This is a genomic window from Microbacterium neimengense (assembly GCF_054782995.1).
Genome location: NZ_BAAGRK010000015.1, coordinates 741,519 through 755,486, shown reverse-complemented (window position 1 = coordinate 755,486; position 13,968 = coordinate 741,519). Strand labels below are relative to the sequence as shown.

Sequence of the window (13,968 nt, the reverse complement as noted above, 5' to 3'; positions counted from 1 at the left end):
GGCTGAACGGTGCCGGGGGATTGCGGATCAGACGAACTGGTTCGCGCGCTCGAGGTCTTCGGCGAAGTCGACCTCGACGGCGTACAGGTCGGAGATGTCCATCGGCTCGAGTAGAAGGCCGTCGTGCTGGATGGCGAGCTCGAGACCGCGCTCGAAGTAGTCCTGGTCGTCGACGCGCGCGAGGTGGTGCATGAACGAGCGCTTGTCGGCGCGCGAGATGTAGTTGATTCCCACGGCTTCGCCGATTCCGCCGCGAACGGTCTTGGACAGCTCCTTGATGAAGCCCTCGCTCGTGACCGTGTACTTCACCTCTTCGTCGCTGACCTTCGCGGTGTTGACGGTGACGAAGGACTGCTCCCGCTCGATGAGCGCCACGGCGCGACCCAGCACGCGGGGATCGAAGACCACGTCGCCGTTCATCCAGAGCACGCCGGCCTTCCCTGTCGCGGACAGTGCGCGCAACAGGCTCTTCGAGGTGTTGGTCTGGTCGTAGCGCTCGTTGTAGACGTAGTCGGCCTCCGGGAAGGCTTCGACGATGGTCTCGGCGCGATAGCCGACGACGGTCGTGATCTTGGCGTCCGTGCCGAAAGCGGCGCGGATGTTGTCGTGCTGCTGGCGCATGATGCTGCGCCCGTCGTTCAGCTGGGTCAGCGGCTTCGGCAGGCTGCGGCCGAGGCGCGAGCCCATACCTGCGGCAAGGATCACAGTCTGAAGTCTCATAAGGTTCATCGCTCCTGGAGTCGAAGTTCACGGTCGGTTCACCGACGAAACACTCCTTTGTGCCGTGCCCATGGTATCGGGGCCACCTGGACGCCCGCAGATCCGCCCCCTGCCGTTGTGGATTCGTGACAATCGGAGACGGGGCCGTATCCCACCGATGGGATCGTCAGGGGCGGTTGGTACGTTGGTGAAGTGACCTCCACTCCTTCCGGTTCCGACGCGCCCACGCCCGACGACGGCTCCGTCGAGGAGGTCTCCGAAGCTCCGAAGAAGCCCGCATCCGCACGTCCGTCGACGCCGCGCTCTCCGCGCTCCACGACCGCCCGTCCGACTGCGGCGCGTAAGCCCGCGGCGAAGAAGCCGGCGCCGTCGTCCGCCGCATCAGCGTCCGCGCCGGCCGAGGGAGAGGCCGCGGCGCCGGTCGCTCCGAAGAAGCCGGCGGCGAAGCGGCCGACCGTTGCGAAGCGCACCGCGACGCCGTCAGGGGAGGAGGCGGTGGCTCCTGCCGCGGCGAAGAAGCCTGCCGCGGCGAAGAAGCCGGCAGCCCCCAGGAAGCCCGCGGCACGCACGACGACCGCTCGTGCAGGCGAGACCGCGCCCAAGCCGCGTACCGCGGCGCCGCGGACGAAGGCAGCGCCGTCGGGAGCGAAGACGCCGCGCTCGACGGCCGCCAAGACGCCGCCCGTGGCCCCGATCGACGCGCCGGTGCCGGTGGACTTCGTCATTCCGCCCAAACCGCCCCTGCCGCCGCGCCCCGCGCCGTCGGATGGGGAGCAGTCCGCTATCGCCGATGACATGATCGTGCCGGACGAGGCGCCCGTCGAGGCCGCATCGCCCGAGGTACTCGACGAGGTGCCCGTCGTCCCCACGACGGATGCGGTGATCGAGGAAAGTGCTGCCGGGGCCGCGGAAGTGTCGTCCGTCGTTCCGGTGGAGACGGTCGAGGAGGAGGTGACCGTCGAGATCGTGGAGGAGGTACCTGAGCCGGTCGAGGAGCGGTCTCCTGTCGCCGAAGCGGGCGATCAGACTCTCGACGGCACGCCGGCTGGTGCGGAGACCGTCGTCGTGACCGAGCGTGCCGACGATGAGGAGGGCGAGCGGCTGTTCGCCGAGGTCGCTGAAACGACGGCGCCCGCGAACGAACCCGCTCTGGCGCTCGAGGTGAGCGGACTGACCAAGTCCTACGGCGCGACCGTCGCGGTCGCCGGCATCGACCTCGTCGTGCCCGCCGGCACGTTCTACGGCCTCGTCGGGCCGAACGGCGCTGGCAAGACCACGACCCTGTCGATGATCGCCGGACTCCTGAAGCCGGATGCGGGCACCATCCGCGTCGCCGGCGTCGACGCGCGCACCCGGTCACGTGAGGCCAAGAAGCTGATCGGTGTGCTCCCGGACCGGCTGCGCACCTTCGATCGCCTGACCGGTCGCCAGCTGCTCTCCTACGCGGGGCTGCTGCGCGGCCTCGACGCGAACACGGTGGAGCGCCGCGCCTCCGACCTCGGCCGCGCCTTCGACCTGACCTCCGCGCTGGGTCGGTCCGTGTCCGACTACTCGGCGGGCATGACGAAGAAGATCATGCTTGCCGCAGCCCTGATCCACTCGCCTCGTCTCCTCATCCTCGATGAGCCCTTCGAGGCCGTCGACCCGGTATCGAGCTCGGTGATCCTCGACATCCTGGGCACGTACGTGTCGCACGGCGGGACCGTTCTGCTCTCCAGCCACGGGATGGATCTGGTCGAGCGCGTGTGTGATCGGGTGGCGGTGATCGTCTCCGGTCAGGTGCTGGTCGACGGCACGGTAGCCGAGGTCCGCGGCGAGCAGACGCTCGAGGCGCGGTTCCTCGAGCTGGTCGGCGGTTCGAACGAGGTGGAGGGCCTCGAATGGCTGCACACGTTCTCCGACTGAGGGCCGCCCTGCTGATCGGGGCGCTGCGCGGCGACGCTGCCGAGCGCTGGCGAGCCATCATCGCGAGCGTGCTGGTCGTCGGCGGCGTCGTCGCCGCCGGCATTGCCCAGATCACGCTCCAGGCCGTCACCGCACAATCCGCCTTCGTCGTCACGGTGCTCGGCGGCAGCGCGGTTGCGGTGGGTTATGCGCTCGCGCCGCCCATCTCCGGCAGCCCGGACCAGCTCGACCCCCGCCGGTTCCAGACTCTCGGACTGGAACCCAAGCCCCTGGCTGGGGCGATCCTGCTCGCGAGCGTCGTCAGCGTGCCCGTGCTGGCCCTGGCGGCGGTGGCTGTGGCGACGGCCGTGATGTGGCTGTCGCACGATGGCGGCGCGCTAGCTGTGATCGGACCGCTGCTGGGCGTGGTCACGGCAACGCTGCTTACCCGCGTCGCCGCGGGACTGGCCTCGATGTGGACGCTCCCGCGTCGGTCGCGAGAGCTCACGGGGCTGTTCATCCTCGCGCTGCTGGTCGTCTTCGTGCCGGTGGGGGTGTTCTTCGCCTCCCTCGACTGGGGCGATGCGGTCCCCAGTCAGCTCGACGCGGCGGCCCACGTGCTCGCGTTCACCCCGATCGGAGCTGCCTGGGCGCTGCCGGGACTGGCCGCGATCGGCGACGTCGGCGGGCTCTGGTTGGCCGTGATGGTCGCGGTGGTCACGATCGCCCTGCTCGGGTGGGCGTGGTACGCCATCGTGCGCCGTGCGCTCACGACGATCGAGCGTCCCCTCGCCGCGCGCGAGCGCGGCGGGATGGGTTGGTTCTCCGTGCTTCCCGGCACTGCGGGAGGCGCCATCGCCGCCCGCAGCCTCACATACTGGCTGCGCGACCGCCGCTACGGCGTGAACGTGCTCGTGGTGCCGGTTGCGGCGCTGCTGACGACCATCCCGCTGCTGGTCGCCGGTGTACCCGCGGAGTACGTCGCCCTCGTACCCGTGCCGATCATCGCGCTCTTTTTCGGATGGTTGCCCCACAACGATGTGGCCTACGACTCCACCGCGGTCTGGATGCACGTCGCCTCCGGCGTGCGCGGCATCTCCGACCGCGTCGGACGTCTCGTGCCGATCCTGCTCATCGCGGTGCCGACGTTCGCCGTCGCCGTTCCGGTCGCGGTCGCGATTCACGGGCGTTGGGCACATCTGCCGGCGCTCGCGGGAGTGACGATCAGCCTGTTCCTGTCCGGTCTCGGGCTCTCCTCCATCGCCTCGGCAGCCGCTCCCTACGCCGTGTCGCGTCCTGGTGACAGCCCGTTCCAGCAGCCCCAGCGCACGGGATCTGCCGGCATCCTGTCGCAGGCGCTCGTGATGCTGGGTGCGCTCGCGGTCAGTGTGCCGACGCTGTGGTGGGCATGGCTCGTAGTCTCCGGCGACCAGTCCTTCGGCCTTGCGGCACTCGTGGGTGGAGCGGCGACAGGGGTGGTCGTGCTCGGTGTGGGTCTCGCCGTCGGCTCGCGGGTGTTCGAACGGCGAGAGAGCGAGCTCATGGAGTTCGCCGCGACCAGCTCTTGACCAGAGCCGCGTGCAGCCCTCGCGGCTACACTTGCAGACCATGAGCACCCCTGCCGACAGCCCCGACCAGGGCGGCCTCGCCACCCTCGACCGCGAGCTCGAAGAGCTCATCCGCGAAGAGACCATCGAGCCCGGCGATCATGAGCGCTTCTCGCACTACGTGAAGAAGGAGAAGATCCTCGAGTCGGCCATCACGGGCAAGCCCGTGCGCGCACTCTGCGGTAAGAAGTGGACACCGGGCCGCGACCCGGAGAAGTTCCCGGTCTGCCCGTCGTGCAAGGAGATCTACGAGTCGCTGCAGCAGTGAGGCGCAGCCCTCACAGGTAGCGGGTGGGAATCGCCGGATCCGACCGGCTGAGACCGTGAGCCGCGAGGGGCAGTTCGCCGCGGACCTCGAGGTGGTGGGCCCGCGCGGCGCGCACTCCCTCCGGTCCTTCGTGGGAGGCGTCGATCTCGCCGTGCGCCACGAGCGGCACCTGCAGGGCGCGTGCTTCCGCGAGATCGACCGGTGAATCCGCCGCGTCGATGTGGATGAGCTCCGCCTCGGCGATTCCGTCCCGCAGGCGTCGGAATGCTGTCTTCCGCCCGCCTGTCGAGGTCTTCTCGGCGGAGGCCTTGGCGACGCTCACCCAGGCGCCGTCGGCATCCTGACGGGCGACCAGCTTGTAGACCATCCCTGCGGTGGGCGTGCCGGAGCCCGTCACGACGGAGGTGCCGACGCCGTAGGCATCGACGGGGGAGGCGGCCAGTGCCGCCAGTGCGTACTCGTCCAGGTCACTGGTCACGGTGATGCGTGTGTCGGTGGCGCCGAGCGCATCGAGCTGCGCCCGCACGCGCGCCGCGACGACGGGCAGGTCGCCCGAGTCGATGCGCACGCCGCCGAGGCCCGTGCCCGCGACGCGGATCGCCGTCTCGACGCCCCGCTCGATGTCGTAGGTGTCGACCAGCAGGGTCGTGCCGAGCCCCTGAGCGGCGATCTGCGCGCGGAAGGCATCCTCTTCGCGCTCGTGCAGCAGCGTCCAGGCGTGTGCGGCGGTTCCCATCGTGGGGATGCCCCAGGTGCGTCCCGCTTCCAGGTTGCTCGTCGCCCCGAATCCCGCGATGTAGGCGGCTCGCGCGGCGGCGACGGCCGAGCGCTCGCCCGCCCGCCGCGAGCCCATCTCGGCCAGCGGCCGGTCGCCGGCGGCCAGCGACATCCGCGCGGCCGCTGTGGCGACGGCCGAGTCGTGGTTGAGCACACTCAGGGCGAGGGTCTCGAGGATGACGGCCTCGAGGAAGCTGCCCTCGACGGTCAGCACGGGGGAGCCGGGGAAGTACAGCTCGCCCTCGCGATAGCCGGTGATCGACCCGGTGAAGCGGAAGTCCGCGAGGGCGGCGAGGGTGTCCGCATCCACGACGCGGTTGTCGCGCAGGTACCGCAGCTCCTCGTCGCCGAAGCGAAACTCGCGCAGCAGGGACAGCAGGCGACCCGTTCCCGCGACCACGCCGAACCGGCGTCCGCCCGCGAGGCGCCGCGCGAAGAGCTCGAAGACCGTGCGACGTGAGGCGGTGCCGTCGCGCAGCGCCGCCTCGATCATGGTCAGCTCGTAGCGGTCGGTGAGCAGCGACGTCGTCTCGGGCATGGCGGTCACTCTATCGAGCGCGGGTAGGCTGAGTGATCGTGGTGGACGACGCGCCGATCGGGATCTTCGACTCCGGAGTGGGTGGTCTGACCGTCGCCCGCGCGATCTCGCAGCTGCTACCGCGCGAATCGCTGCTCTACATCGGTGACACCGCGCGCTCGCCCTACGGCCCTAAGCCGATCGCGGATGTGCGCCGGTACTCGCTCGAGATCCTCGACACGTTGGTCGAGCAGGGCGTGAAGATGCTCGTCATCGCGTGCAACACCGCGTCGGCGGCGGTTCTCCGCGATGCGCGGGAACGCTACGACGTGCCGGTCGTCGAGGTCATCGGCCCCGCCGTGCGCACCGCACTCGCGACGACTCGGAACAGCCGCATCGGCGTCATCGGCACGACCGGCACGATCGGATCCGGTGCCTACCAGGACATGCTCGAGGTGAACCCGAACGTCACCGTGTTCGCGCAGGCCTGCCCCCGCTTCGTCGACTTCGTGGAGGCGGGTGTCACCGGTTCGCCCGAGGTGCTGCGGGTCTCCGAGGAATACCTGCAGCCCCTGCGCCACGCGGGCGTCGACACGCTCGTGCTCGGCTGCACGCACTACCCGTTCCTCGAAGGCGCCATCAGCTACGTCATGGGTGAGGGTGTGAGTCTCGTCTCGAGCGACACCGAGACGGCGAAGGACGTCTACCGTCAGCTCGTCTCCCGTGATCTGCTGGCTGGCCCCGACGCCGTGGCCCAGCACGTGTACGAGGCGACCGGCTCGTCGGCCGACGACTTCATCCAGCTCGCACACCGCCTCATGGGACGCGAGGTGCGTCAGGTGCAGCTCGTGCAGACCGGCACGATCGATCTGCCGCGCACCAGCGCGTTCTGACGACCCATTCCCGACTTTCCCGCATCCGCCCTACCCGAGGAGAACGATGACCGACATCACCCGCGCCGATGGGCGCACCGTCTCGCAGCTTCGTCCCGTGACGATCGAGCGCGGCTGGTCGAGCCAGGCCGAGGGGTCCGCGCTCATCTCGTTCGGCAACACCAAGGTGCTGTGCACGGCATCGTTCACGAATGGCGTGCCGCGCTGGCTGACCGGCAAGGGCAAGGGCTGGATCACCGCGGAGTACGCCATGCTGCCGCGTGCCACGAACGACCGCAACGACCGCGAGAGCGTCAAGGGCAAGATCGGCGGCCGCACGCACGAGATCTCGCGTCTCATCGGTCGGGCGCTGCGTGCGGTCGTCGACACGAAGGCGCTGGGTGAGAACACCATCGTCATCGACTGCGACGTGCTGCAGGCCGACGGCGGCACACGGACCGCGGCCATCACCGGCGCCTACGTCGCCCTCGCCGACGCGATCGAGTGGGGCCGTCGCAAGAAGTTCATCGGGCAGAAGTCGCAGGTGCTCTTCGATTCCGTCTCGGCGGTCTCGGTCGGCATCATCGACGGCGAGCCGATGCTCGACCTCGCGTACGTCGAGGACGTGCGCGCCGAGACCGACATGAACGTGGTCGTCACCGGGCGTGGGCTCTTCGTCGAGGTGCAGGGGACCGCCGAGGGGGCGCCGTTCGACAAGCGTGAGCTCGACGCCCTGCTGGAGCTGGCGGTCGCCGGATGCGGCGAGCTGGGCCAGGCGCAGGCCGCGGCGCTCGCAGCGGGAGACGAGGCGTGACCGATCGCGTCGTGCTCGCCACGCACAACCCGCACAAGGTCGAGGAGTTCCGCCACATCGTGCAGGCGAGCCGTCCCGACCTCACCGTCATCGGCTACGACGGGCCGGAGCCGGTCGAGGACGGCGTCACTTTCGCGGCCAACGCGCTGATCAAGGCCCGTGCGGCGGCGGCCTACACCGGGCTTCCGGCGTTGGCCGACGACTCGGGCATCTGTGTCGACGTGCTCGGGGGAGCGCCGGGCGTGTTCTCGGCCTATTGGGCCGGACACCGCAAGGATGCCGCAGCCAACCTCGAGCTGCTGCTCGATCAGCTCTCGGACATCGCCGACCCGCACCGCAGCGCGCAGTTCGTCTCCACGATCGCGCTCGTGATGCCCGGTGGCGCCGAGCACGTGGTCGAAGGCGTCTGGCCCGGCCGGCTCGCGCTCGCCGCGGACGGTTCCGGCGGATTCGGCTACGACCCGATCTTCATCCCCGACGGCCAGTCCGGCACGGAGCGCACGGTCGGTCAGTTCTCGGCCGCCGAGAAGAACGCCGCGTCGCACCGCGCCCGCGCCTTCGCAGAGCTCGGGCCCCTGCTCGGCGAACTCTGAGCGCGGGAGCGAGAATCACTCTCGTTCCCGATTGCGCGCAAACCGTCTGAGCGCGCGCATCGGCGCCTAGCCTGGTGCCATGCACGATCACGCGCCCGCATCCGGAGTCCGCGGCGGGAGCAACCGCCGCCTTCTCGCGATCTCGCTCGGGATCACCTCCACGGTGTTCGTCGTGCAGGTCGTCGGCGCGATCCTGTCCGGGTCGCTGGCACTGCTCGCGGACGCCGCCCACATGCTGACGGATGCGGCCGCCCTGGTCATCGCACTGATCGCCAGCGCCGTGGCTGCGCGCCCGGCCAACGACCGCCGCACGTTCGGATACCAGCGCGCCGAGGTGTTCGGTGCGCTCGCCAACGGCGTGATCCTGCTCGGGCTCTCGCTGTGGGTCGGCGTCGAAGCCGTCACGCGACTCATCAACCCCGCCGAGGCGGAGGTCGCGGGCGGGCTGATGCTCGGCGTCGCCGCGGTCGGGCTCATCGCCAACGCCGTCGCGATGTGGCTGCTGGGTGCGGCGCAGCGCACGAGCATCAACGTCCGCGGCGCGTATCTCGAAGTGCTCGGCGACCTGCTCGGCTCGGTCGCGGTGATCGTCGCCGCCGTCGTCATCCTGGTGACCGGGTGGCTGCCGGCCGACGCCATCGCGTCGCTGCTCATCGCTGCGATGATCGTGCCGCGCGCCATCGGCCTGCTGCGCGAGGTGGTCTCGGTGCTGAGCGAGGCGACCCCGAAGGGCGTCGAGGTCGACACGATCCGCGCCCACATCCTCGGCACGCCCGGCGTCGTCGCGGTGCACGACCTGCACGTGTGGCAGCTCACTCGCGGCGCGCCCGTGTTCACGGCGCACGTCGTGGTGGACGAAGAGGCGTATGCGACCGGCGGCGCCGCCCGCATCCTCAGCGATCTGCAGGGCTGCCTCGCCACGCACTTCGACGTCGAGCATTCGACCTTCCAGCTCGAGCCCGCCGATCACGTCGAGCACGAGGCGCACGCCTGATCACGTCTCGTCGCGGACCTCGTCGGGGTTCTTGTCCGGCCGAAGCCCGCGCCAGCGAGCCTGTCGCAGCCTGCCGTCGGGGGTGACCTCGGCGTAGCCGACCTCCGCCACGATCTCCGGGCGAACCCACAGGGCGTCCGCCGCGTCTGCGCGCGGCACCTGGAGGAACGGGGATGCATCGGTCCGCAGCGGCTGCAGCACCTCGTCGAGCCGGCGCAGCTCCCGTTCGCTGAACCCCGTTCCCACCCGGCCGACGTATCGCAGCCCTTCGGGTGAGGGAACGCCCATGAGCAGCGACCCGATGCCGCCGCGGCCGTGACGACCGGGGCGGATCGCGCCGATCACGACCTCCTGTGCGGCGACGTGCTTGATCTTCAGCCACTGGTCGCTGCGCCGGCCCGGGCGGTACACGGCTGCCGGGTTCTTGACCATCACCCCCTCGAGCGAGAACGCGGTGCTGGTCACCAGCGCCGCGTCCAGGTCCTCGAAGACGGGCGGCACGACCCAGGGAGGATTCAGATCACGGGCCAGGCCCTCGAGGTGTGTGCGGCGCTCGCGCAGCGGGAGCGCGGTCAGGTCGCGTCCGTCGAGAGCGAGGACGTCGAACACATGCAGATGCACGGGGACCCGCTCCGCCTCGCGCCGGATCTCCGGCGCCTTCGTGAGATGCATGCGCGACTGCAGCAACGGGAAGCTCGGCCGTCCGCGCTCATCCAGGGCGACGATCTCGCCGTCGAGGATGCAGGCCGCGCGGCCGAGACCGGGGTCGGCGGTGAGCTCCGGATACCGGTCGGTGATGTCGGTCCCGCTGCGGGCGCGCAGCAGCATCCGCTCGCCGTCCCAGAAGGCGAGGGCACGCACGCCGTCCCACTTCATCTCCGCCCATGGCTCGCCCCACCGACGCGAGGCCGCCGCGGCCAGACCCGCGGTGGAGTTCTCGGCGAGCATCGGGCGCAGGCGGGACGGTGAAAGCTCTTCCGACCACGGCGCGGCGGATGCGGCGGCCGACGCCGCATCGTCCTTCATCCGGTGCAGGAGCCACGTCGACTTCTCACCCTCGCCGTCGGTGCGGATGAGGGCGAGCCGCACGGTACCCAGAGGGCCGCCTTCCCGACCTGTCACGGTGAAGATGACCTCATCCGGTCGCCACTTCTCCGCCTCGTAGGTGCCGGTGTCCCAGATCGTCACCTCGCCCGCGCCGTATTCACCTGCCGGGATCCTGCCCTCGAAGGAGCCGTAGGAGAGCGGGTGGTCTTCGGTCATCACAGCGAGGTGGTTGCGTTTCGTCGTCTCCGGCACGCCCTTGGGTACGGCCCAGCTCACGAACACGCCGTCGCGTTCGAGGCGCAGGTCGTAGTGCAGGCGCCGAGCGTGATGCTCCTGGATGACGAAGCGCAGCGCACCCGTGGATGTCGGATCCGCGGCGGGCTCCGATGGCACGGGCTCGGGCGTGCGGTCGGCGGATCTCTTGGAGATGTAGGTCCGGAGCGGATCGGCCGCGCTACGACGGGGACGCAGCGGCGCGAGGAGGTCGCCGTCGGTCTCGGCGCGTGCCAGTACCTGCGTGAGATCGAGCTGGGTGAGCCCGGGGTCCTCCAGCTCTTCCCAGGTGCGCGGCGCCGCTACCGTCGGCCGGACCCGGCCGCGCAGCGAGTACGGGGCGATGGTCGTCTTCTTGCCGTTGTTCTGCGACCAGTCGACGAAGACCTTGCCCGGTCGCAGAGCCCGCGACATGCTGCTGACGACGAGATCGGGGTGGTCGGCCTCGAGCGACCGCGCCAGCTCCTTGGCAAGTGCGGACGCCGCCTCGCTGGTCTGGCCCGCGGGGAGCGCGCAGTACAGGTGGATGCCCTTGCTGCCGCTCGTGACCGGGAAGGGCTCGAGGCCCGAATCTGTGAGGATCGCGCGCGCCCATCGCGCGACGTCGGCCACGGTGGGAAGGTCGACGTCGTCGCCGGGGTCGAGGTCGAGAACGAGCCGGTCGGGATCCGAGGGTCGTCCGTCGGCATCGAAGCGCCACTGCGGCGTGTGCAACTCGAGGCTCGCCGTCTGGGCGAGCCAGACGAGGGTGGGCACGTCGTCGACGAGCACGTAGTCCTTGGTGCTCGTGGAGTGCTCGATGCTCTGTCGGCGCAACCAGTCGGGTGCGCCGCGCTCGAGGTTCTTCGCGAAGAACGGCTCGGAGTCCACGCCGTCGGGCCAGCGTTTGCGGGTCACGGGTCGCCCGTCGAGGTGGGGGAGCAGCAGCGGGGCGATTCGCGCGTAGTAGTCGATGACCTCGGCCTTGGTGGTGCCGGAGGCGGGATACAGCACCTTGTCGAGATGGCTGACGCGGATGCGGCGGCCCTCCACGTCGACGGTCTGCTCGCGTGCGGACATGCGCCCATCCTGCCGTCCGGTGCGTCCGACGCGCACCCGTTGCGCCCTCGCACATCGGATGCAACAGACCCGCAACCCCTAGCCGCGGGGGACAGCTCGGTTGTCTACTAGGCCTATGAGGTCGATATGGAAGGGCGCGGTCGCGTTCGGGCTCGTGAACGTGCCGGTGAAGGTCTACTCCGCCACCGAGGACCACGACGTCTCGCTGCACCAGGTGCATGCGGCGGACGGCGGCCGCATCCGGTACCAGCGCGTGTGCGAGCTCGACGGCGAGGTCGTGCCGTACGCCGACATCGACCGGGCGTACGACGACGGCGATCGCACGGTTGTGCTCACCAAGGACGACCTGGAGTCGCTGCCGGCGGAGAAGTCGCGCGAGATCTCGGTGGTGGAGTTCGTGCCGAGCGATCAGGTCGATCTGCTCACCCTCGACAAGGCGTACTACCTCGAGCCCGACTCGTCGTCGCCGAAGGCCTACGTGCTGCTGCGTCGCACGCTCGAGCAGACCGACCGCACCGCGATCGTGCAGTTCTCGCTGCGCCAGAAGACCCGGTTGGCCGCGCTGCGCGTGCGCGGCGACGTACTGGTACTGCAGACGCTGCTGTGGGCCGACGAGGTGCGCGAGGCATCCTTCCCGTCGCTCGACGAGGACGTGAAGATCTCCGCGAAGGAGCTCGAGCTCTCGGCGGCGCTGGTCGACAGCTTCTCGTCCGACTTCGATCCCGCCGAGTTCCGCGACGAGTATCAGGAGCAGCTGCGCACGCTGATCGAGGCGAAGATGGAGAAGGGCGAGAGCGTCGACACCTCGGCCACGTTCGGCGAGGAGAGCGACGAGAAGGACGGCGGGGAAGTCATCGACCTCATGGCGGCCCTCCGTGCCAGCGTGGAGCGCAGCCGGGCATCGAAGAAGGACTCGTCATCGACGAGAGATGACAAGCCCGCGACGAAGCGGAAGAAGAGCTCGAAGGCGTCGTGACCGGATGCGGCAGGCTTACTCGCCCGATGCGGCCTGGTCGCGCTGTTCCTTTTTGACCTTCGCGCGCTCGCGGAAGTAGTGCCAGAGGGTGACGGCGGCCGTGAGCGCCACGACGCCGATGAGGATGACGTCGATGTACTCGGTCACGATCTTCGCGACCCAGGGGATGTAGCCCACGAGGTAGCCGATCATCGTGAGCCCGAAGCCCCAGAGAATGGCGCCGATCAGGTTGTAGAGGCTGTACTTGCGCCACGGCATGTGACCGACGCCGGCGGCGACCGGTGCGAAAGTGCGCACGATCGGGACGAAGCGGGCGACGATGACGGTCAGCCCGCCGAAGCGCTCGAAGAAGGCGTTTGTGCGCTCGACGTTCTTCTTGCTGAATAGACCCGACTCTTTGCGCTCGAAGATCGCCGGCCCGCCCTTGTGGCCGATGAGGTAGCCGACTTCACCGCCGACGAAGGCGGCGAGACCTATGAGCAGGGCCACGACCCACACGTTCACGCCGAAGACGCCGTTGGGGGCCACATCCGAGGAATGCGAGAGCAGCCCGGAGATGATGAGCAGCGTGTCGCCGGGCAGCAGGAAGCCGACGAGCAGCCCCGTCTCGGCGAACACGATGAAGCAGACCACGGCGAGAGCCCACGGACCGGCCGCCGCGATGATCGTCTCGGGCGAGAGCCAGGGGATGAGGGCGATGGAGTGCACGGGCGTCCCGTCGATCGGATGTCAGGATGCGGGGCGCGGGTGACACGCCCCCGTCCCCGTGCGGAAGGTGGGACTTGAACCCACACGCTCGAAAGCACAGGAACCTAAATCCTGCGTGTCTGCCAATTTCACCACTCCCGCGGGTGGGGACAGTCTATCCAGCGCGCTTCGGATCTCCTGTGCGTCGCCGCGGATGACGGCGACGCACAGGTCGCGGCGATACCGCGAGGCGGTCGGGGAGGAGTGTGGACAGCGCCAGAAGCGCGGTCCCTCGCCGGCACAATGTCACACATGGGTGTCATCAGGCGATGGTTGAGTGGGTCTCGCCATCAGCGTGGAGCTACGAGCCCGCAGCAAGCCATCGAGCCTCTGACCGAATTCGAGAAGCGTCGCCGTGCCCCGCGGAGAATGGCGCAGGTGCACTTCCGGCCGGGTGGCGAGGTGTTCGTCTCGACCTACTCCCGCGCTGTCGATGGAGCCTGGATCACCGACGGTCTTCCCTCCGTCCTTCCACCTGGGTCCGACGGTCCGGCGGTGGGAACCGCGGTGCTGCGGGCACTGCGCAACTCGACAACGGGTGTCTTGCCGTCTCGCAACGTCAGAGAAGATCCGCCCGACCGCGAGCTCTTGGCATGGCTGGGCGCGCCGAGCTACGCCGCCTATGCGCGGGGTGTGGCCGCGGTGCACGTCTCCTGGTTCCTCCGAGAGTCGACCGACATCCTCGTCACGCCCTACGACAACCTTGGGCGGGGTCGTGGATTCGTTCCCCTCAGCGATCTCGCAGAGACCATCACTGAAGCGACCTCCGAGGCCATCGGTGCCGCGGTTCTGCGAGCCAAGGAGCACGCCCGAGCCTGAC

General features: G+C 69.5%; 14 protein-coding genes and 1 tRNA gene. 9 read left to right on the top strand and 6 right to left on the bottom strand.

The genetic code is table 11. The annotated features are described in order from the left end of the window. Positions 1-27: 27 nt before the first annotated feature. The gene (locus ACYVJS_RS14270; protein ID WP_460740535.1) at positions 28-720 is read right to left on the bottom strand and encodes a phosphocholine cytidylyltransferase family protein; all 693 of its coding nucleotides are present in this window, start codon (positions 718-720) and stop codon (positions 28-30) included. 38 nt (positions 721-758) lie between these two features. Further along, on the bottom strand, positions 759-1,445 hold the full coding sequence (locus ACYVJS_RS14265) for a hypothetical protein (RefSeq protein ID WP_460740534.1): 687 nt from the start codon (positions 1,443-1,445) through the stop codon (positions 759-761). Here ACYVJS_RS14265 and ACYVJS_RS14260 point away from each other — a divergent pair. The 3 genes from ACYVJS_RS14260 to ACYVJS_RS14250 are packed head-to-tail and all read left to right on the top strand — an operon-like array spanning position 1,405 to position 4,479. Further along, positions 1,405-2,625 carry an ABC transporter ATP-binding protein gene (locus tag ACYVJS_RS14260; protein ID WP_460740533.1) on the top strand — a complete coding sequence of 407 codons (1,221 nt, stop codon included), beginning with the start codon at positions 1,405-1,407 and terminating at the stop codon, positions 2,623-2,625. The two genes, ACYVJS_RS14265 and ACYVJS_RS14260, sit on opposite strands and share 41 nt — an antisense overlap. Further along, entirely contained in the window at positions 2,601-4,172 is a 1,572-nt protein-coding gene (locus ACYVJS_RS14255; protein ID WP_460740532.1) for a hypothetical protein, read from the top strand. Before ACYVJS_RS14260 ends, ACYVJS_RS14255 begins: the two co-directional genes overlap by 25 nt. 40 nt (positions 4,173-4,212) lie before the next feature. After that, positions 4,213-4,479, top strand: a complete 267-nt coding sequence (locus ACYVJS_RS14250; RefSeq protein ID WP_137417359.1) for a DUF3039 domain-containing protein — start codon at positions 4,213-4,215, stop codon at positions 4,477-4,479. A 10-nt stretch (positions 4,480-4,489) separates the two neighbouring features. Here the strand turns inward: ACYVJS_RS14250 and ACYVJS_RS14245 are convergent, their stop codons facing one another. Then, positions 4,490-5,794 carry a nicotinate phosphoribosyltransferase gene (locus ACYVJS_RS14245; protein ID WP_460740531.1) on the bottom strand — a complete coding sequence of 435 codons (1,305 nt, stop codon included), beginning with the start codon at positions 5,792-5,794 and terminating at the stop codon, positions 4,490-4,492. A gap of 41 nt (positions 5,795-5,835) precedes the next feature. Between ACYVJS_RS14245 and murI the strand changes: the two genes are divergently transcribed. The 4 genes from murI (at position 5,836) to ACYVJS_RS14225 (ending at position 9,046) form a co-directional block, all read left to right on the top strand. Next, on the top strand, positions 5,836-6,666 hold the full coding sequence (gene murI / locus ACYVJS_RS14240; protein WP_460740828.1) for a glutamate racemase: 831 nt from the start codon (positions 5,836-5,838) through the stop codon (positions 6,664-6,666). A gap of 46 nt (positions 6,667-6,712) precedes the next feature. Beyond that, complete coding sequence (gene rph / locus ACYVJS_RS14235; protein ID WP_460740530.1) at positions 6,713-7,459, top strand: ribonuclease PH; 747 nt, start codon at positions 6,713-6,715, stop codon at positions 7,457-7,459. Further along, a complete protein-coding gene (rdgB, locus tag ACYVJS_RS14230) occupies positions 7,456-8,052 on the top strand; it encodes an RdgB/HAM1 family non-canonical purine NTP pyrophosphatase (RefSeq protein ID WP_460740529.1) in 597 nt (198 codons plus the stop codon). Before rph ends, rdgB begins: the two co-directional genes overlap by 4 nt. A 79-nt stretch (positions 8,053-8,131) precedes the next feature. Beyond that, a complete protein-coding gene (locus ACYVJS_RS14225) occupies positions 8,132-9,046 on the top strand; it encodes a cation diffusion facilitator family transporter (protein WP_460740528.1) in 915 nt (304 codons plus the stop codon). On the opposite strand, the gene ACYVJS_RS14220 is transcribed toward ACYVJS_RS14225, so the two are convergent. Further along, positions 9,047-11,425: an ATP-dependent DNA ligase gene (locus tag ACYVJS_RS14220; RefSeq protein ID WP_460740527.1), complete on the bottom strand. Its 2,379-nt coding sequence runs from the start codon at positions 11,423-11,425 to the stop codon at positions 9,047-9,049. A gap of 115 nt (positions 11,426-11,540) precedes the next feature. Between ACYVJS_RS14220 and ku the strand changes: the two genes are divergently transcribed. Further along, positions 11,541-12,401: a non-homologous end joining protein Ku gene (ku, locus tag ACYVJS_RS14215; RefSeq protein ID WP_460740526.1), complete on the top strand. Its 861-nt coding sequence runs from the start codon at positions 11,541-11,543 to the stop codon at positions 12,399-12,401. A gap of 15 nt (positions 12,402-12,416) precedes the next feature. Here the strand turns inward: ku and ACYVJS_RS14210 are convergent, their stop codons facing one another. Then, entirely contained in the window at positions 12,417-13,109 is a 693-nt protein-coding gene (locus tag ACYVJS_RS14210) for a DedA family protein (RefSeq protein WP_460740525.1), read from the bottom strand. 59 nt (positions 13,110-13,168) lie between these two features. Beyond that, positions 13,169-13,250 (bottom strand) — tRNA-Leu (locus ACYVJS_RS14205). 276 nt (positions 13,251-13,526) lie between these two features. On the opposite strand from ACYVJS_RS14205, the gene ACYVJS_RS14200 reads away from it, so the two are divergent. Then, a complete protein-coding gene (locus ACYVJS_RS14200; protein ID WP_460740524.1) occupies positions 13,527-13,967 on the top strand; it encodes a hypothetical protein in 441 nt (146 codons plus the stop codon). Position 13,968 lies beyond the last annotated feature (1 nt).

Coding starts and splice junctions, on each gene's coding strand:
- rph (WP_460740530.1), top strand. CDS start 6,713: ATGACCGACATCACCCGCGCCGATGGGCGCACCGTCTCGCAGCTTCGT.
- ACYVJS_RS14250 (WP_137417359.1), top strand. CDS start 4,213: ATGAGCACCCCTGCCGACAGCCCCGACCAGGGCGGCCTCGCCACCCTC.
- ACYVJS_RS14225 (WP_460740528.1), top strand. CDS start 8,132: ATGCACGATCACGCGCCCGCATCCGGAGTCCGCGGCGGGAGCAACCGC.
- ACYVJS_RS14265 (WP_460740534.1), bottom strand. CDS start 1,445: ATGACGAAGTCCACCGGCACCGGCGCGTCGATCGGGGCCACGGGCGGC.
- ACYVJS_RS14270 (WP_460740535.1), bottom strand. CDS start 720: ATGAGACTTCAGACTGTGATCCTTGCCGCAGGTATGGGCTCGCGCCTC.
- ku (WP_460740526.1), top strand. CDS start 11,541: ATGAGGTCGATATGGAAGGGCGCGGTCGCGTTCGGGCTCGTGAACGTG.
- ACYVJS_RS14255 (WP_460740532.1), top strand. CDS start 2,601: ATGGCTGCACACGTTCTCCGACTGAGGGCCGCCCTGCTGATCGGGGCG.
- ACYVJS_RS14220 (WP_460740527.1), bottom strand. CDS start 11,425: ATGTCCGCACGCGAGCAGACCGTCGACGTGGAGGGCCGCCGCATCCGC.
- ACYVJS_RS14245 (WP_460740531.1), bottom strand. CDS start 5,794: ATGCCCGAGACGACGTCGCTGCTCACCGACCGCTACGAGCTGACCATG.